Raw genomic sequence first — 17,260 nt, forward strand, 5'->3', positions numbered from 1 at the left:
AGCATCAGATTCGACTACTGGGCGAGACTATGATCGAAGTCAAACGAGGCCTGGATCTCCCCATCGCGGGTTCACCTTCCCAGACCATCGAAGATGGTCAGCCGGTGAAGCATGTGGCTGTTCTTGGCCCTGACTACATTGGCATGCGGCCAACCATGGAAGTCCGTGAGGGAGATCGGGTATCGCTTGGTCAGGTACTGTTCACTGACAAGAAAACCGAAGGTGTCAGCTATGTGGCGCCTGCTGCCGGTGAAGTAGTAGCCATCAACCGTGGTGAGAAACGCCGTCTTCTGTCGGTGGTCATTCGCATTGATGACAAAAGCGAGGCCCCGACTCCGACCTTTGAACGTTACGATGCCGGCCGTCTCGATACGCTGGAACGTCAGACGGTGGTCGATCAGCTGGTCGCTTCGGGGCTCTGGACCGGCTTCAGGAAGCGTCCCTTTTCCCGCGTACCGTCGGTGTCCGAGCAGCCGCTCAATATCTTTGTCACGGCCATCGATACGCACCCTCTGAGTGCTGATCCAGCACCCGTCATCCAGGAGCGCCGCGAGGATTTCGTCAACGGTCTCAGAGTCATCCGGCGCCTGACGCAGGGGCAGGTCTATCTATGTACGGCGCCTGATGCCGACGTTGCCGGTGGTGACCTGGAGGGGGTCAGCCACGAGCGCTTTTCCGGTCCTCATCCGGCAGGGCTTGCCGGCACTCATATCCATTATCTGTCGCCGGTAGGGATCAGCCGTCAGGTATGGCATCTGAACTATCAGGATGTCATGGCCATCGGCACACTCTTTACCGAAGGCCGACTGGATACGCGCCGTGTGGTGGCGCTGGGCGGACCGGCGGCCACGAGGCCGCGTCTGGTACGTACCCGTCTTGGTGCGAGCCTTGATGAGCTGCTTGCCGGGGAAGTGGCCAACGATCGCGACGTGCGTGTTATTTCGGGATCGGTGTTTGGGGGCAGTATTGCAAAAGAGAGCACGGCCTATCTGGGGCGTTACCATCTTCAGGTATCCCTGATTGATGAAGGGCGCAAGCGGGCGCTTTTCGGCTGGCTGTCGCTGGGTCTGGACCGGCACTCTGCTACCGGCATCTATCTGTCGCGTCTGACGCGGCCGGCCTCTTTCCGACCCAATACCAATACCAATGGCTCCGAGCGCGCCATGGTGCCGATCGGCTCCTATGAACAGGTCATGCCGCTGGACATTCTGCCGACCCAGCTTTTGCGTTCGCTGATCGTCGGCGACATTGAAGTGGCCATGCAGCTGGGTTGTCTGGAACTCGATGAAGAGGATCTGGCACTTTGTACCTACGTCTGCCCGGGCAAGTATGAGTATGGTCCAATCCTGCGCGACAATCTGACAACGATCGAGAAAGAGGTCTGATGATGGGGATTCGTCGTTTTCTGGATAATATCGAGCCCCATTTTCATGAGGGCGGAAAGTATCAGCGCTTTTACGCGCTGTACGAAGCGGTCGACACGATCTTTTATGCGCCGGGGCATGTAACCGGGTCCACGGCTCACGTTCGTGACGGTATCGACCTCAAGCGCATCATGATCACGGTCTGGATGTGCACCTTCCCGGCCATGTTCTTTGGCATGTACAACGCCGGCCTTCAGGCCAACGTGGCGATTGCCAACGACTACGGCATCCTGCAGGGGTGGCGGGAAGCCATCGTCATGGCACTGGCGGGGGGGCATGACCCGAGCAGCATCTGGGCCAACTTCGTGCTGGGGGCCACCTGGTTTATCCCCATTTATGCCGTCACCTTCGTGGTCGGTGGCTTCTGGGAAGTCCTGTTCGCCATCCGTCGCGGTCATGAGGTCAACGAGGGCTTTTTTGTAACTTCCGTGCTGTTTGCCCTGATTCTGCCGGCCACTGTCCCGCTGTGGCAGGTCGCGCTGGGCATTACCTTCGGTGTGGTCATTGGCAAGGAGGTTTTCGGAGGCACTGGCAAGAACTTCCTCAACCCGGCACTGACCGGGCGCGCCTTTCTCTATTTTGCCTATCCGGCGCAGCTGTCGGGCGACTCGGTATGGGTGCCCGCGGATGGCTATACCGGCGCGACGGCCCTGTCGACGGCCGCGCAGGGCGGGATGGATCAGCTGATGGCACAAACGCCCTGGCTCAACGCCTTTTTCGGGTTCATTCAGGGCAGTATCGGTGAAACCTCCACCCTGCTGATTCTGCTGGGCGGTCTGGTCATGGTCTGGACCCGGGTGGCCTCATGGCGCATCATCCTGGGGGTTTTCCTGGGAATGGTCGCCACGGCGACGCTTTTCAACCTGATCGGTTCCGATACCAATCCGATGTTTGCAGTGCCATGGTACTGGCATCTGGTCATCGGCGGTTTCGCCTTCGGCATGATCTTTATGGCAACCGATCCCGTATCGGCTTCGATGACCAATACCGGCAAGCTGATTTTCGGTGGATTGATCGGCTTCATGACGGTGCTGATCAGGGTCGCCAACCCTGCGTTTCCTGAAGGCATCATGCTGGCGATCCTGTTCGCCAACCTTTTCGCACCGCTGATCGACCACTTTATCGTTCAGGCCAATATCAAACGGCGGCAGAAGCGTCTCATGCCGTCAAGGGATAAGGAGGTTGCCTGATGGCCAGTAATGATTCGATCAAGAAAACGCTGACTGTGGCACTGTCACTGTGCGTGGTCTGCTCCGTGGTCGTCTCCACGGCCGCCGTGGCGCTCAGGCCCACCCAGCAGCAGAATCAGGAGCTTGACCGCAAGACCAACATCTTGCAGGTCGCCAATCTGCTGGAACCCGGACAGAGCGTCGAGCAGCAGTTTGGCGAGATCACCCAGCGCGTCGTGGATCTGCGCAGCGGCGAATACGTTGAGGATATCGACCCTGATCGCTTTAATCAGATCGCCTCGACTCAGGATCCGGCCATGTCGAGAACCCTGAGCGGCAGCCAGGATGTGGCAGGACTTGGCGGTCGCGTCGAAAATTACGCGACAATCTATCTGGTCGGTGACCCGGATAATCCCGATGAGATCATTCTGCCGGTACGTGGGCAGGGACTATGGTCACTGATGCTGGGCTATCTGGCACTTGAAGGTGATGGCAATACGGTGGTCGGTCTCTCGTTCTATGAGCAGGGCGAAACACCCGGACTGGGTGGCGAGGTTGACAACCCGCGCTGGAAATCGCTCTGGCCCGGCAAGGAAATCTACCCTGAAGGCAGCAACGATCCCGCCATTCGTCTGGTCAAGGGCGGCGTTGGCAGCAACACGCCCGAGGCCGAGCACAAGGTGGATGCGCTTTCCGGCGCCACCCTGACCAGCACCGGGGTCACCAACCTGCTGCAGTTCTGGATGGGCGACGAAGGCTTTGCCAACTACCTGGCACGCTTTCGTGACACTTCACAAGGAGCTTGATCATGGCAAAAACCGATACGGCCAGAGGTCTGCTGATAACTCCCATTTTTCAGAATAACCCCATTGCCCTGCAGATTCTGGGAATCTGTAGTGCACTGGCGGTGACCAACTCCATGAGCACCTCGCTGGTCATGGGGCTGGCGGTCATTGCGGTCACGGCATTCTCGAACATGTTTGTCTCGCTGATCCGTCATCACATGCCGTCGTCGATTCGTATCATCATCCAGATGACCATTATCGCGTCGCTGGTTATCGTGGTGGATCAGCTTCTAAGAGCGTTCGCCTACGATCTTTCCAAGCAGTTGTCGGTCTTTGTGGGCCTGATCATTACCAACTGCATCGTCATGGGGCGTGCTGAAGCCTATGCCATGCAGAATGGCCCCGGGCTGAGCTTTCTGGACGGCGTCGGCAACGGATTGGGTTACACCTTTATCCTGTTGGCGGTCGGATTTTTCCGCGAACTTTTGGGTTCGGGCTCCGTTTTCGGCATTACCATCCTGCAGACGGTCAACGAAGGCGGCTGGTATCTACCCAACGGTCTGATGCTGCTGCCACCGTCGGCATTTTTTGTGATCGGTCTGCTGATCTGGGCCATCAGAAGCTTCAATCCGGAGCAGGTTGAAAGCAATGAGTTCAGGATCACTACCAATACCAAGCCTCGAACTGCAGAAGGGAGTGTGTAATGTTCGAACATTACCTTAGCCTGTTTATCAAGGCCGTATTTGTCGAGAACATGGCGCTGGCCTTCTTTCTGGGCATGTGCACCTTTCTGGCGGTATCCAAGAAGGTCTCATCGGCCATCGGTCTGGGTGTGGCGGTCATTGTGGTGCTGACCATTACGGTGCCGGCCAATAATCTGATCCTCAATTATCTGCTCAAGGCCGGTGCCCTGTCATGGACCGGGATCGAAGGCGCCGAAAACATTGATCTCTCCTTTCTGGGGCTTTTGAGCTACATCGGTGTGATCGCAGCCATCGTGCAGATCCTCGAGATGTTTCTCGACAAGTTTGTGCCGGCGCTCTACAACGCCCTCGGCGTCTACCTGCCACTGATCACGGTGAACTGTGCCATCCTGGGGGCGGCGCTTTTCATGGTGCAGCGCGACTATGCCTTTGGCGAATCGGTGATTTATGGCCTGGGTGCCGGGTTTGGCTGGGCGCTGGCCATTGCGGCACTGGCCGGCATTCGTGAAAAACTCAAGTACAGCGACGTGCCGGCCGGACTTCAGGGTCTGGGCATTACCTTTTTGACGGTGGGTCTGATGTCACTGGGCTTCATGTCGTTTTCCGGCGTTCAGCTGTAAGCGGCGGATCATCGACTGAGCAAGGAAACGAGTCATGGTAGATATCTCTGTCATTGTCGTTGGCGTGGCCATGTTCACGCTGATTATTCTGGGCCTGGTGGCCATTATCCTTACCGCCCGCAGCCGGTTGGTCAGCAGCGGTGAGGTAACCATCGAAATCAATGGCGATCCGGAAAGCACCATCAAGACCCAGGCCGGGGGCAAACTGTTGCAGACTCTGGCCGGTCAGGGCATTTTCCTGTCTTCCGCCTGCGGCGGCGGGGGCTCTTGTGCCCAGTGCAAGTGCCGCGTGCAGGAGGGTGGTGGATCGATTCTGGCCACCGAAGAGAGCCATTTCACCATGGGTGAAAAGAAGGAAGGGTGGCGTCTCTCCTGTCAGGTACCGGTCAAGCAGGACATGAAAATCGAGGTGCCCGAGGATGTGTTCGGCGTCAAGAAATGGGAGTGCACCGTTGTTGACAACGACAATGTGGCCACCTTCATCAAGGAACTGACGCTGCGCCTGCCGGAAGGCGAGGACGTGGCCTTCCGTGCCGGTGGCTATATGCAGCTCGAGGCACCGCCCTACGATCTCGACTTCAGCGACTTCGACGTTGCCGAAGAGTATCGGGGCGACTGGGACCGGTTCGGTTTTTTTGATCTGAAGGCCAAAACGACCGAGCCGGTGATTCGCGCCTACTCGATGGCCAACTATCCGGAAGAGAAGGGGATTCTCAAGTTCAATATTCGTATCGCCACGCCACCGCCCAACGGCGGTCACCCGCCGGGGCTCATGTCCAGCTGGGTATTCAGCCTCAAGCCGGGGGACAAGGTGACGGTGTACGGCCCGTTCGGGGAGTTCTTTGCCAAGGAAACCGACGCCGAGATGATCTTTATTGGCGGCGGCGCAGGCATGGCGCCGATGCGCAGCCACATTTTCGATCAGCTCAAGCGCCTGCAGACCGATCGCAAGATCTCCTTCTGGTATGGTGCCCGCTCGGTTCGCGAGTCGTTTTATAACGACGAGTATGATCGGCTGCAGGAAGAAAACCCCAACTTTGAGTGGCACCTGGCGCTATCCGATCCGCAGCCCGAGGATAACTGGAACGGTGATACAGGGTTTATTCATAACGTTTTATATGAAAAATACCTGAAGGATCATCCCGCCCCCGAAGACTGTGAGTATTATATGTGCGGGCCGCCGATGATGAATGCCTCGGTGATCAAGATGCTCATGGACCTGGGTGTCGAACCGGAAAACATTCTGCTTGATGATTTTGGCGGCTGATTCAGCGCTTCCCTTGACGGCATCGGTACTCCCGATGCCGTTTTTGTTTGAGAGCCATTAAAGGCATTGTGCTGCCGATGTTGGTACTTGCAGGGGCAGGGTGGTTAAAATAGCGAGCAATGACCGGTCATCGGTTGATGAAGGTTGATAATGAACAGGAGCGATCCATGCTGTTATGGTTAATGGTTCTGGCGGTCATGCTGCTTATCGTGGGCGCCATGTCAGTCGGCGTTTTGCTGGGGCGCAAGCCCATCAGTGGTTCGTGCGGTGGCCTCAACAATCTGGGGCTCAAGCAGGGCTGCGATATCTGTGGCGGCAAGGATGAGGTCTGTGAAGAGCAGCAGCGCAAGGAGAAGCTGCTGCTGACGGCGCCCAGGCCCGAACTGGCTTTTGATGCCACCCGCAAGCCGGGGGCCTGAACAAGTCATGCCGACCTATCAATATGATGTCGTGGTGCTGGGCGCCGGGCCGGCAGGCGAAAGCGCTGCCGTCAATGCCGCCAAACACGACAAGCGGGTTGCCATTGTCGAACTGCAGTCGGCAGTAGGTGGAAACTGTACCCACAAGGGCACGATTCCATCCAAGACGCTGCGACATGCGGTCAAGCAGGTCGTGCAGTTCAACAATAATCCCATGTTCCGGGATCTGGGCGAGCCTCGCTGGGTCTCCTTTCCCCGCATGCTCGAGCGCTCCCGTCGGGTGATCGAGAACCAGGTCGCCATGCGGACACGCTTCTACGCGCGCAATCGCATCGATGTCTTTTTTGGTACTGCCTCCTTTGCCGATCCTCACACCATCCATGTAGCCGATGGCCATGGCGCCAGAGAGTCGCTGGTGGCCGATAACATCGTGGTGGCTACCGGCTCGCGCCCCTATCGACCTTCCGATGTCAATTTCCGGCACCCGCGCATCTACTGCTCCGATACGATCCTGGGGCTGTCGCATACGCCTCGACGCATCATGATCTACGGTGCTGGTGTGATCGGCTGCGAATACGCGTCGATCTTTTCCAATCTGGGCGTCAAGGTCGATCTGATCGACACTCGTGACCGGCTGCTGTCATTTCTGGATGATGAAATCAGCGACGCGCTGTCCTATCACCTGCGCAATAACGGAGTACAGATTCGTCACAATGAGGAGTATTCCCGTGTCGAGGGCGATGAATCCGGCGTGACCCTGCATCTCAAGTCAGGCAAGAAAATGCGTGCCGATGCCTTCATGTGGGCCAACGGTCGTACCGGCAATACCGACACCCTCAAACTTGAAAATACCGGGCTTGAAGCCAACTCGCGTGGGCAGCTGCAGGTCGATACGCAGTATCGGACCCGGGTTGAACATATTTATGCCGCCGGCGATGTCATTGGCTGGCCAAGCCTTGCCAGTGCCGCTTATGACCAAGGGCGATCGGCGTCCGGTGATGCACTGAGCAGGGCGTCACGCTTTGTTGATGACATCCCTACCGGCATCTATACCATTCCCGAGATCAGCTCGCTGGGCAAGACCGAGCGGGAACTGACGCAGGCGCGAACGCCGTATGAAGTCGGGCAGGCGTTTTTCAAGGATACGGCGCGTGCCCAGATTACCGGCGACACGGTGGGCATGCTCAAGATCCTGTTCAATCCGCGAACGCTCGAGATCTACGGTATTCACTGCTTTGGCGATCAAGCGTCCGAGATACTGCACATTGGGCAGGCGATCATGAACCAGCCCGGTGAATCCAATACGCTGGCGTATTTCGTCAATACCACCTTTAATTATCCGACCATGGCAGAAGCGTACCGGATCGCAGCACATAACGGTCTCAACCGGCTGCATTAGGGCAGCAGGTGCCATGCAGGCGATAGCGCCGGCCCCGAGCCGGCGTTGTTGTTTCAACATTACTGCCGGGAGGTCATGGTCATGTCTGGAACCAGGGGGCGTTCAGGTGAGCGGCATACGCAGGATCTGACGCTTCATTTCGATCATCACGCGCTTGTCATTCATCGTCGCTATGAAGTCGTCAGCATCATCAACGATGTGCTGATCGGTATCTGGTTTCTGGCGGGCAGTTTCTGCTTTTTCTATTCATCGCTAATGATACTCGGCACCTGGCTTTTTGTGGCCGGTAGTGCCCAGATGCTGATTCGACCTCTTATTCGCCTGAGCAGGCATCTGCACCTCAGGCAGTTGCCATCACCCGACAGCGATTTTTAAAGGCCTTCAGCGCCGATAGCGGTGAATGCGCAGACTGGGAATAAAGGGCTCGCTTTCGATTTTCGAGTCCCCACGCAGCGCGCGCGAGCGTTTTTCGGGCGGTTGAGGGGCGGGCTGATTGATCTGCGGCAGACGGTTATCCGGCGCCGGTACGAACAGTGGGAGGGCGACATTCATGGCGCGACGTGTGTGGCCGTCTTCCAGCGGCTCGCGAAAGAAGACATTGGCTCGCATCAGCGGGGCCTGCGTCTGAACCTGGGCCAGCATCTCCCCATCGGGAAGCGATGCCAGCAGCTGGTACTGAATCTGAACGTGAGCGGCTTCATTGTTCAGCCGGGCCAGTTTGGCTTCCACGTCAGCGACGCTCATGCGCTTGATGGATCGACCGCTCGCATACCAGGCGAGACGAATGCGTGACACCGGCGCGTCCGCGATCGGGATGCGCCGCCAGCACTGCTTGAGATGCAGGCGCGCCATGCCGCTGCCCTTGAGATGGTCATGCAGTACGGGATGGCGAAAGGGAAGCGTGGCCTTGAGTTCGGCCACCATCGAAGGGTGCTGCTGTCGGGCAACGCTCAGCTGTCGGGCAAAACTGTCCTTGCAGCGATTCACTTCGCAGACGTGTTCGAGCAGCGTCTCATCGGCGACCACCACACCAACATGATCGCGCGTTGTGCGTCCATCCTGGCCATCCTGATACCAGTAGTCGGTCAGGGCCTGCATCAGCCAGTCCAGATCGGCCTCACCATCAAAGCGCCACATCGCCGGCGGCTGCTGCCTTGCGGTGGCCATCAGGGCCTGTGTGGCCTCTACCAGATCATCAAAGGCCTTTTCCAGTTCTGCCATCAGTTGATACTGCAGCGACATGGCCGTTTCCATCCCCGTTTTGGAATATACCGTTATCTTGTGTCACTTGCTGAAACAGGGCAACCCCTGTAAAGCAATCGGCATCTCCCGTCATGTCATGACCGGCAGATGCCGAGGGTCAGGGGGGCCGGCTCAGCGGTCCAGGTAGCGTTCCGTGATGTCGCCGTAGGCGTCGATACGGCGGTCGCGCAGATAGGGCCAGATGCGTCGTACCTGTTCACTGCGTGCCGGTGACAGCGTGACCAGAAGTTCCTCGGTGCCTTCGCCGGCAAGCGCCAGAATCTCGCCCTGGGCGCCGGCAATAAAGCTGCCACCCCAGAAGTCAATGCCATTTCCCACCCGACCGGGATCCTCTTCATGGCCGACCCGATTGGCGGCCAGTACCGGGATGCCGTTGGCCACGGCGTGCGAACGCTGGATCAGCGTCCAGGCATCCTTCTGACGCTGCTTTTCATCGGGCTCATCGCTCGGGTCCCAGCCGATGGCCGTGGGATAGAGCAGCATATCGGCACCGGCCAGCGCCATCAGGCGGGCGGCTTCGGGATACCACTGATCCCAGCAGACCAGCACCCCCAGGCGGCCGACCGAGGTGTCGACGGGCGTAAACCCCTTGCCCCGGCCGGCGTCACCGGGGGTGAAATAGAACTTCTCGTAAAAGCCCGGGTCATCCGGAATGTGCATCTTGCGATAGGTGCCGACCAGGCCCTGATCGGTATCCAGCACCACGGCCGTATTGTGATAAATCCCCGGCGCGCGGCGTTCGAAAATGGAGCCCACGATCACGATCCCGAGCTCGCCGGCGAGTTCGGCCAGCCGCTGTGTGGTCGGGCCCTCCAGTGGCTCGGCCAGATCAAAGACGTCGGTATCCTCGCACTGACAGAAATAGCGCGTGGCGTGCAGTTCCTGAAGCAGAACAAGGCGCGCGCCGCGACGGGCCAGGGCGCGAATGCCGCGCTCGCTCTCGGCGAGGCTTCGTTGCTTGTCGTTCCAGGCCTGTTGCTGAACGACACCGACTTGAATGCTATCCATCATGTTATTTCTCCGCGCCTCGGTTTTTGGTCGCTTTTAACGTACCTGCAGGCAGCTGCATGGTCAGGCAGTGCAGGCTGCCGTGCTGTCGGATGACCTGGCGGCAATCGATGGGAATGATATCGCGCTCGGGGAAGGCTTCCGACAGCGCCTTCAGGGCGGTGACATCAGCCGGGTCGGCATAGCTTGGCATCAGGACCGCGCCGTTGATAATCAAAAAGTTGGCATAGGTCGCCGGCAGGCGATGGCCATCCTCCGGGTCGCGACAGGCGCCGGGCCAGGGCAGGGCAATCAGCCGATAGGGCTGACCATCGGCGCGGCGAAAGGCCTTCAGTTCCCGCTCCATGGCGCTCAGGGCGTCAAAGTGTGGATCCCGCGGATCGTCGCAGCGCACATAGGCAATGGTCTGCTCATCGCAAAAGCGTGCCAGCGTATCGATATGGCTGTCGGTATCGTCACCTTCCAGATGACCGTTTTCAAGCCAGAGCACGCGCTCGATACCCAGACTCTCCCGAAGATGCGCCTCGACGGCGATCTGGTCGAGATGCGGGTTACGGTTGGGATTCAACAGACAGCTGCGGGTGGTCAGCAGGGTGCCCTGACCATCCGTGTCGATGCCGCCGCCCTCCAGCACCAGAGATTGCATGTCCCGAAGTTCGGGCATGAAAATGGCCTGCTCGGCCAGTGCGCGGTTCAGCGCGTTGTCGCGTTCGGCCGGAAACTTGCCGCCCCAGCCGGTAAATCGATAGTCAAGCAGCAGCGGGCGGCCGTTGTCCATGACGGTCAGCGGGCCATGGTCGCGGGCCCAGGTGTCGTCACTCGGGGCAATGATCAGCGACAGTCGGTCATCGGCGATGCCGAGATGGGCCAGCGTCGCGGCCAGACGCTGACGGGTCGCGTCATCCGGCAGGGTAACAAGCACGTGCTGGTAGCGGGCAATCACCTCGATCAGGGTAATGAAGGTAGTTTCGATGGCCGCCAGCAGCGACGCCCAGTCGCTGTCACGACCGGGCCAGCTGAGCATGACGGCCTGCTGGGGTGTCCATTCGGGTAAAAACTGACGGTGTGAAGGGCCCTGGTTCATGGCAACAGTATTATCCGCTCGATCGATGGGTCAGGCATCTTCGGGGCCTGACATATGGCCTGGTGCTGCATTTTACCACCGACAGCGATTAAGGCGACGCCTGATGCGCCCCGGTCCAAAAGTCCGTACCATGGCACCTCCTGTCACTGGATCCCAGGCCAATAATGCTTGATCGAATTCCCTTCCTGATCGGGCTTCGCTATACGCGAGCCAAGCGGCGCAACCATTTCATCTCCTTTATCTCGCTGACCTCGATGCTCGGTCTGACGCTGGGTGTGGCAGTGTTGATTCTGGTGTTGTCCGTCATGAACGGCTTTGACCATGAATTGAGAACCCGCGTGCTGGGCATGGTCCCCCACACCCGCATCGAGGCGCAAAATGGCGTCAATGACTGGCGGGCGCTGGCGGAAAAGCTACAGCGACATGAGCATGTGGTCGGTGCGGCACCCTATATCGAGCAGCAGGGCATGTTCTCTTCCAACGGCCAGACACAGGGCGCCATGATCGAGGGTATCCTGCCGGAAGCCGAAGAGGAGGTCTCCATCATCGGTAACCACATGGTGGGCGGGGCGTTATCTTCTCTCCAGCAGGGGGAGTGGAATGTCGTGCTCGGCAGCGGCCTGGCCAGAAACCTGGGGGTGGGGCTCGGAGACAGCGTGACCCTGCTGGTGCCCGAGGCTTCCATTACGCCGGGCGGTGTCTTTCCGCGTTTGAAGCGTTTCACGGTCTCCGGCATTTTTCAGGTGGGCGCGCAGCTTGACAGCAATCTCGCCTACACGAGTCTCGGCGACATGAAGACCCTGGCGAGACAGTCCGGTGAGGCCCAGGGCGTGCGGCTCGAACTCGATGATCTCTTTCAGGCCCACAGCGTCACCCGTGACATCATCAATTCAATGCCGCCCGGCTATCGGGGGATCGACTGGACCTATACCCAGGGCAACCTGTTCCAGGCCATTCAGATGGAAAAGCGCATGATCGGGCTGCTGTTGATGGTGATCGTGGCCGTGGCGGCGTTCAATATCGTCTCGACGCTGGTCATGGTGGTCACCGACAAGCATGCCGATATCGCCATTCTGCGCACGCTGGGGGCAACGCCCGGGTCCATCATGGGCATTTTCATGGTGCAGGGCATTACCATCGGCATTATCGGCATTGTGCTGGGGGTGCTCGCCGGCATCGGTCTGGCGCTATCGATTGCCGACATCATCAGCTGGGTCGAGTCGGCCTTTGGCATTCAGTTTCTGGATCCCAGCGTCTATTTCATCAGCTATCTGCCGTCGCGCCTCGAGTTCTCGGATGTCTTCGTTGTCACCGGTGTGGCTCTGCTGTTGAGTTTTCTGTCGACCCTCTATCCGGCGTGGCGAGCCGCGCGGGTACAACCGGCCGAGGTGCTGCGCTATGAGTAGTCAATACGATGCGAACGTACAAGAGCGCGACGACATGCTGGCGTGCCGGGGGGTGACCCGCGTCTATCAGGAAGGCCCGCAGGATCTGACCGTCCTCGATCGTCTCGATCTGACGGTTGCCGCCGGCGAGCGGATTGCGGTGGTTGGCAGCTCCGGCAGCGGCAAGACGACGCTGCTCAATCTGCTGGGCGGGCTGGATCGTCCGACGCAGGGCGATATCCTGATCGGCGGTCGCTCCATCAAGGGGCTTTCCGAGGCCGCCATCGGCAAGTTTCGCAACCAGCACATCGGCTTTGTCTATCAGTTTCACCATCTGCTGGCGGAGTTCACGGCGCTGGAGAATGTCTCCATGCCGTTGATTATTCGCGGGCAGAGCCGCAGCGAGGCGGCCCGGAAGGCCAATACGCTGCTGGAACGGGTCGGCATGTCGCCCCGGGGAGAGCACAAGCCGGGCGAGCTGTCCGGCGGTGAGCGCCAGCGTGTGGCCATCGCGCGGGCGCTGGTGACAGACCCCAGCCTGGTGTTGATGGATGAGCCTACCGGCAACCTGGATCAGATCACGGCGCGTCAGATTCTGGATCTGATGGACGAAGTCGCCGAGCGCTCCCGCAGTGCTTTTGTAGTGGTCACTCATGACATGGCGATCGCCCGTCATCAGGATCGGGTTCTGCGTCTGGACAAGGGGCGTCTGGCCCCCGATGTCGCGAGCTGACAGTATCCGATGGCCATGAAAAAGGCCCGCCAGCACTGCTGGCGGGCCTTTTTTAATCCGGCGGCAAGCCGTTTCAGGCGGAGGTCAGTTCTGAACGGACATCACTGCGCCGCCGTCGACACGGATGTTGGATCCGCTGATAAACGACCCGCGTTCGGACACCGCCAGCGCAATGGCGGCAGCGACTTCTTCGGGCTGGCCGCGACGCTTTAACGTAATGCCCGGGCGGCACTCGCTCAGAAAGCTGGATACCGCATCATCGAAGGAGCACTGATGCTCGCCGGCGCGCTTTTCCATCATGCCATCGGTCATGGGGGATTCGATGAAGGCGGGGGAGACCGTGTTGCAGAGAATGCCGTTTTCCGCCTCGCCATAGGCCAGATTCTTGACGAAGGTGGCCAGCGCCGCCTTGGAGACGTTGTAAACAGCTTCATCCCAGTAGGGCTGCACGGCGTTTTCGGAGGTAATGCAGACAAAACGCCCCCAGCCCTTGTCGCGCATGGTGGGGAAAGTGGCGCGTGCCATTCGCACGGCGGACATGAAATTGATCTGCCAGGTATCAGCGTAGTCCTCATCCTTCATCTCGAGAGGATGGCCCTTGGCGCCGGTAATGCCGGCCGTGTGGACCACGATATCGATGGTGCCGAAATGCTCGATGGCCGCGCGGGCCAGTGCATCGGCATCCTCCTGCCGGGTCATGTCGGCCTTGTAACAGATGACCTGCGTCTCGAGCGCTGCCGCATCCCTTTCAAGCTGCTCGATGTCCATATCGGACAGCACAAGCCTTACGCCTTCATTGGCCAGCTCCTTCGCCGTGGCGAATCCCAGCCCGGCACTGGCGCCGGTAATAATGGCAACGCGATCGGTAATTCCCAGATCCATGGTGTCGGCTTCCCTGTCGATACTGGATAAATGTGCCTGAACCTCAGGCAGAATTAACATAGTTTAAAAATCGTCAGGGATAAACATGGATGTGGGGCGTTGTGCCGCCAGGCAGGCACTGGTGGCAGAGGAGACGCTCAGCGATGGCGTCGTTGCTGACGACGCTTGCGCCAGATGCGCAGGACATGCCAGCGCCAGCACAGGCGCGTCAAGATGTTGGCCACAATGCCGATAACCAGGGCACAGGCCAGTGACCCGATGATCAGGGACGGCATCATGTCGACCAGCTGATTGGCAAACCAGCTGACGCTGACTTCATCGGGCAGCGCGCGGGGCGGCGTCTGCAGTATCCAGGCGCCGGCACGATAGGTGACATAGAAGATCACGGGCATGGTCAGGGGGTTGGTCAGCCAGACCAGCGCCAGCGCCAGCGGCAGGTGACCGCGCAGCCACCAGGCCCCGATTGCCGCCACCAGCATCTGTCCGGGAATCGGGAGCAGCGCACAGAAAAGCCCCACGGACATGCCATTGGCGATGCTTCGCCGCGTGACCAGCCAGAGCGCGGGGTTGCCAAGCAATGGGTGAATCAGTCGAAGCGATTTTCGGCGCCGAATGGCCTCCGGGTCCGGCAGATAACGTTGAATAAATCGGCGCAGCATCAGGCAGCGTCCTGACAGAACGATGATGTCATTATCCCTGAACCCCGTGGGTTAGGAAAATCTTTCTGAATCTCATGAGCGCTTTGTGCCTGTTCGTCGTGAACTGATTGATTGTGCAAAAGGTATACGTCTTCCGCTGCTGTGTCTCGGGGCCGTTGTTGGCGCGCTGCTGGTACGACTTCCCCAGCAGACGTGGCTGTGGGGGCTCGCGCTTCTCTGGCTGGTGGGTGCGGCGCTGTACCATCGACTGCTGCTGGCTGTGGCGGCGGTTGTGACCCTCACGCTCTATCACGGGCTGGTTCAGTGGCCGGCGCCGCTGGCCGATGGCCTGGCCAGACAGGACATGACGCTGACCGGTCATATTGTCTCACTGGAGTCTCTGGAGGGGCGAGCAAGGATGAACCTTGCGGTCGCGGACTGCCAGAGCGCGGCCGGGCTGCCGCGCTGTGACGGGGTCAAAAACGTTCGCCTTGACTGGTATCGACCGCCGGCGCTCGAAACGGGAGAGCAGTGGCACCTGACGGCGCGCCTGAAGCCGCCACACGGTTTTCTCAATCCCGGGCGGTTCGATTATGGTGCCTGGCTTGTCGATCAGGGGTTCGGCGCGACCGGTTACGTGCGTGATGCCGACAGGGCACAACGTCTTCAATCGGGCAGCGGCCCGGCGCTGACCGAGCGCTGGCTTGACCGACAGGTTGACGATGACTTTACCCGACGCTGGCTGCAGGCCCTGACGCTGGGAGAGGGTAGCGCGCTCGAGGCGTCACAGTGGACGCTGCTCAGGGAAACCGGTACCACGCATCTGGCGGTCATTTCCGGTCTTCACGTGGGGCTGGTGTCGGGCTGGGTACTGATGCTTGGCCGGTTTCTGGCCCGGGTGTTTCAGCCCTGCCGCTGGCGCATGGTGACCTGGCCCTGGGCGCTGGCGGGCTTGGCCGCCATCGCCTATGCCGGCCTTTCGGGGCTGGCGCCGCCGGCCGTGCGCGCCGCCATCATGACGCTTGTTGCCCTGTGGACTGCCAGCGGTCGTCACGCGCCCGGCATATGGCAGGCGTGGTGGCTGGCGCTTCTGATCGTGATCATGACCGCACCGCTGTCACTGCTGCGTCCGGGGCTCTGGCTCTCCTTCGGCGCCGTTGCCGTGTTGATCCTGGCCTGGCGCTGGCGCGAAAAGCCCACCTGGTGGTATGCCGTTGTACGCAGTCAGGTTCTTTTGAGTCTGGCCACCGGGGCGGCCACGCTACTCTTGTTCGAACAGCTGGCCAGTCTGTCGCTGTTGATCAATCTGGTCGCGATTCCCTGGGTCTCCATGATCATGGTGCCGCTGGCACTGCTGGGCTGGCTGCTGTCGCCCCTGCCGGGTGCCGGGCAGCTGCTCTGGTGGCTGTTCGGCCGGACCGCTCATCTCTTCGAGACCGCCCTCGAGCTGGTCAGACAGTGGCAACCCCGGTGGCAGCCTGCGTCCGATCAGCTATGGCCCATCGCTGTCATGGCATTTCTGATCTGTTTGATATGGCTGCTGCCCGGGCTTGCCCGCTCATGGCGATGGGTAGCAAGTCTCATGGCGGTGTCGCTGTGCCTGGGAGGCAGCAATGCCGCTACTCTCGGAAGTGGTGAATTGTCGCTGACCGTTCACGATGTCGGGCAGGGGCAGTTGATCGATATCCGCACGGCCAGCGGTCGCTGGCTTTATGACAGCGGGCCGCGCACACGCTCCGGATTCATGGCGATCACCACACTCTGGGAAAAGCCGCAGCGCTTTGAGGGTGTCATCGTGTCGCACGGGGATGCCGATCATGCCGGTGGGGTGCCCGTGCTGAAGGCGCGTCACGAGGTGGAAAACTGGTGGGCGCCGCTGCCTGATACCATCGATGTCAAAGGGGTCACGCCCTGTCGCGCCGGGGCGTCGTGGCGACGTGATGGCGTCAGCTTTACCTTTCTCTGGCCGCGCAGTACGGCCACCATGCCGGCGGCCGAGAACGATCGCTCCTGTGTCCTGCTGATCGAAACCGCCCGTCACCGGCTGCTGATCACCGGCGATGCCGGCCGGGAGGTTGAAGCCCGCATCGTGGCGCATTATCAATTTCCCATCGATGTGCTCGTGGCCGGTCATCACGGCAGTCATGGCAGCTCCTCGCCGCGTCTGGTCGATCTGCTCGAACCGGCACGAGTGATCTACAGCGCCGGCTATCTCAACGCCTACGGCCATCCTGCCGACCGGGTGGTCAGGCGGTTTCGCCATGCCGGCAGCTGTCAGTGGAACACCGCCTTTGATGGGGCCATTACCGTGACCAGCAGCGACAGCGGTATCGGCATCGAATCCGCGCGGGGCGTCAGCGGTGTCGAACAGTGTCGACCTGGGGTAGAATCCGCCCGGTGATTGCCCGGGGGCAGTCTTCGATCATGATCGATAGCGGGACATCAGCGTGCGCCGTGCTGTCAGCGCTCCGGGACGTTGA

General features: G+C 59.9%; 17 protein-coding genes. 12 read left to right on the forward strand and 5 right to left on the reverse strand.

What is annotated here, in order from left to right:
• The first annotated feature begins 29 nt into the window (after nt 1-29).
• The 9 genes from M1D97_RS07430 (at nt 30) to M1D97_RS07470 (ending at nt 8,162) form a co-directional block, all read left to right on the forward strand.
• Nucleotides 30-1,385 carry a Na(+)-translocating NADH-quinone reductase subunit A gene (locus M1D97_RS07430; RefSeq protein ID WP_456270093.1) on the forward strand — a complete coding sequence of 452 codons (1,356 nt, stop codon included), beginning with the start codon at nt 30-32 and terminating at the stop codon, nt 1,383-1,385.
• On the forward strand, nt 1,385-2,614 hold the full coding sequence (locus tag M1D97_RS07435) for an NADH:ubiquinone reductase (Na(+)-transporting) subunit B (RefSeq protein WP_456270094.1): 1,230 nt from the start codon (nt 1,385-1,387) through the stop codon (nt 2,612-2,614). Before M1D97_RS07430 ends, M1D97_RS07435 begins: the two co-directional genes overlap by 1 nt.
• The gene (locus tag M1D97_RS07440) at nt 2,611-3,399 is read left to right on the forward strand and encodes a Na(+)-translocating NADH-quinone reductase subunit C (RefSeq protein ID WP_456270190.1); all 789 of its coding nucleotides are present in this window, start codon (nt 2,611-2,613) and stop codon (nt 3,397-3,399) included. Before M1D97_RS07435 ends, M1D97_RS07440 begins: the two co-directional genes overlap by 4 nt.
• 2 nt (nt 3,400-3,401) lie before the next feature.
• Entirely contained in the window at nt 3,402-4,082 is a 681-nt protein-coding gene (locus M1D97_RS07445; protein WP_456270095.1) for an NADH:ubiquinone reductase (Na(+)-transporting) subunit D, read from the forward strand.
• The gene (gene nqrE, locus M1D97_RS07450; RefSeq protein WP_456270096.1) at nt 4,082-4,702 is read left to right on the forward strand and encodes an NADH:ubiquinone reductase (Na(+)-transporting) subunit E; all 621 of its coding nucleotides are present in this window, start codon (nt 4,082-4,084) and stop codon (nt 4,700-4,702) included. The genes M1D97_RS07445 and nqrE overlap by 1 nt, the downstream gene beginning before the upstream one ends.
• A 34-nt stretch (nt 4,703-4,736) precedes the next feature.
• Nucleotides 4,737-5,969, forward strand: coding sequence for an NADH:ubiquinone reductase (Na(+)-transporting) subunit F (gene nqrF / locus M1D97_RS07455; RefSeq protein WP_456270097.1), 1,233 nt, complete (start codon nt 4,737-4,739; stop codon nt 5,967-5,969).
• 167 nt (nt 5,970-6,136) lie between these two features.
• The gene (gene nqrM / locus M1D97_RS07460; protein ID WP_456270098.1) at nt 6,137-6,388 is read left to right on the forward strand and encodes a (Na+)-NQR maturation NqrM; all 252 of its coding nucleotides are present in this window, start codon (nt 6,137-6,139) and stop codon (nt 6,386-6,388) included.
• A gap of 7 nt (nt 6,389-6,395) precedes the next feature.
• Nucleotides 6,396-7,787 (forward strand): Si-specific NAD(P)(+) transhydrogenase, encoded by a 1,392-nt coding sequence (gene sthA / locus M1D97_RS07465; protein WP_456270099.1) that lies wholly within the window; start codon nt 6,396-6,398, stop codon nt 7,785-7,787.
• 81 nt (nt 7,788-7,868) lie between these two features.
• Nucleotides 7,869-8,162 carry a YrhK family protein gene (locus M1D97_RS07470; protein WP_456270100.1) on the forward strand — a complete coding sequence of 98 codons (294 nt, stop codon included), beginning with the start codon at nt 7,869-7,871 and terminating at the stop codon, nt 8,160-8,162.
• A 6-nt stretch (nt 8,163-8,168) separates the two neighbouring features.
• Here M1D97_RS07470 and M1D97_RS07475 read toward each other — a convergent pair whose 3' ends face one another.
• The 3 genes from M1D97_RS07475 to M1D97_RS07485 form a co-directional block, all read right to left on the reverse strand.
• Nucleotides 8,169-9,029, reverse strand: coding sequence for a DNA replication terminus site-binding protein (locus M1D97_RS07475; protein ID WP_456270101.1), 861 nt, complete (start codon nt 9,027-9,029; stop codon nt 8,169-8,171).
• A 132-nt stretch (nt 9,030-9,161) separates the two neighbouring features.
• The gene (locus M1D97_RS07480; RefSeq protein ID WP_456270102.1) at nt 9,162-10,061 is read right to left on the reverse strand and encodes a carbon-nitrogen hydrolase; all 900 of its coding nucleotides are present in this window, start codon (nt 10,059-10,061) and stop codon (nt 9,162-9,164) included.
• A 1-nt stretch (nt 10,062) separates the two neighbouring features.
• Nucleotides 10,063-11,082, reverse strand: coding sequence for an agmatine deiminase family protein (locus M1D97_RS07485; RefSeq protein WP_456270103.1), 1,020 nt, complete (start codon nt 11,080-11,082; stop codon nt 10,063-10,065).
• Between the two features lie 224 nt (nt 11,083-11,306).
• Here M1D97_RS07485 and M1D97_RS07490 point away from each other — a divergent pair, with 224 nt between their 5' ends.
• Both M1D97_RS07490 and M1D97_RS07495 read left to right on the forward strand, forming a co-directional pair.
• Nucleotides 11,307-12,548, forward strand: coding sequence for a lipoprotein-releasing ABC transporter permease subunit (locus M1D97_RS07490; RefSeq protein ID WP_456270104.1), 1,242 nt, complete (start codon nt 11,307-11,309; stop codon nt 12,546-12,548).
• Nucleotides 12,541-13,260, forward strand: coding sequence for an ABC transporter ATP-binding protein (locus tag M1D97_RS07495; protein WP_456270105.1), 720 nt, complete (start codon nt 12,541-12,543; stop codon nt 13,258-13,260). Before M1D97_RS07490 ends, M1D97_RS07495 begins: the two co-directional genes overlap by 8 nt.
• An 84-nt stretch (nt 13,261-13,344) precedes the next feature.
• Here M1D97_RS07495 and M1D97_RS07500 read toward each other — a convergent pair whose 3' ends face one another.
• Complete coding sequence (locus M1D97_RS07500) at nt 13,345-14,202, reverse strand: SDR family NAD(P)-dependent oxidoreductase (RefSeq protein ID WP_456270106.1); 858 nt, start codon at nt 14,200-14,202, stop codon at nt 13,345-13,347.
• Nucleotides 14,203-14,279: 77 nt separating this feature from the next.
• Nucleotides 14,280-14,801 carry a DUF2062 domain-containing protein gene (locus tag M1D97_RS07505; RefSeq protein ID WP_456270107.1) on the reverse strand — a complete coding sequence of 174 codons (522 nt, stop codon included), beginning with the start codon at nt 14,799-14,801 and terminating at the stop codon, nt 14,280-14,282.
• Between the two features lie 85 nt (nt 14,802-14,886).
• Here M1D97_RS07505 and M1D97_RS07510 point away from each other — a divergent pair, with 85 nt between their 5' ends.
• Nucleotides 14,887-17,181, forward strand: a complete 2,295-nt coding sequence (locus tag M1D97_RS07510; protein WP_456270108.1) for a DNA internalization-related competence protein ComEC/Rec2 — start codon at nt 14,887-14,889, stop codon at nt 17,179-17,181.
• The last annotated feature ends 79 nt before the right edge of the window (nt 17,182-17,260 follow it).

It is taken from the genome of Kushneria sp. AK178 (assembly GCF_053903105.1).

What these genes read in the sequence shown, in the direction of transcription:
- M1D97_RS07430 (WP_456270093.1), top strand. Translation starts at nt 30, where the DNA reads ATGATCGAAGTCAAACGAGGCCTGGATCTCCCCATCGCGGGTTCACCT.
- M1D97_RS07435 (WP_456270094.1), top strand. Translation starts at nt 1,385, where the DNA reads ATGATGGGGATTCGTCGTTTTCTGGATAATATCGAGCCCCATTTTCAT.
- M1D97_RS07445 (WP_456270095.1), top strand. Translation starts at nt 3,402, where the DNA reads ATGGCAAAAACCGATACGGCCAGAGGTCTGCTGATAACTCCCATTTTT.
- nqrE (WP_456270096.1), top strand. Translation starts at nt 4,082, where the DNA reads ATGTTCGAACATTACCTTAGCCTGTTTATCAAGGCCGTATTTGTCGAG.
- nqrF (WP_456270097.1), top strand. Translation starts at nt 4,737, where the DNA reads ATGGTAGATATCTCTGTCATTGTCGTTGGCGTGGCCATGTTCACGCTG.
- nqrM (WP_456270098.1), top strand. Translation starts at nt 6,137, where the DNA reads ATGCTGTTATGGTTAATGGTTCTGGCGGTCATGCTGCTTATCGTGGGC.
- sthA (WP_456270099.1), top strand. Translation starts at nt 6,396, where the DNA reads ATGCCGACCTATCAATATGATGTCGTGGTGCTGGGCGCCGGGCCGGCA.
- M1D97_RS07470 (WP_456270100.1), top strand. Translation starts at nt 7,869, where the DNA reads ATGTCTGGAACCAGGGGGCGTTCAGGTGAGCGGCATACGCAGGATCTG.
- M1D97_RS07475 (WP_456270101.1), bottom strand. Translation starts at nt 9,029, where the DNA reads ATGTCGCTGCAGTATCAACTGATGGCAGAACTGGAAAAGGCCTTTGAT.
- M1D97_RS07480 (WP_456270102.1), bottom strand. Translation starts at nt 10,061, where the DNA reads ATGATGGATAGCATTCAAGTCGGTGTCGTTCAGCAACAGGCCTGGAAC.
- M1D97_RS07485 (WP_456270103.1), bottom strand. Translation starts at nt 11,082, where the DNA reads ATGCTCAGCTGGCCCGGTCGTGACAGCGACTGGGCGTCGCTGCTGGCG.
- M1D97_RS07490 (WP_456270104.1), top strand. Translation starts at nt 11,307, where the DNA reads ATGCTTGATCGAATTCCCTTCCTGATCGGGCTTCGCTATACGCGAGCC.
- M1D97_RS07495 (WP_456270105.1), top strand. Translation starts at nt 12,541, where the DNA reads ATGAGTAGTCAATACGATGCGAACGTACAAGAGCGCGACGACATGCTG.
- M1D97_RS07500 (WP_456270106.1), bottom strand. Translation starts at nt 14,202, where the DNA reads ATGTTAATTCTGCCTGAGGTTCAGGCACATTTATCCAGTATCGACAGG.
- M1D97_RS07505 (WP_456270107.1), bottom strand. Translation starts at nt 14,801, where the DNA reads ATGCTGCGCCGATTTATTCAACGTTATCTGCCGGACCCGGAGGCCATT.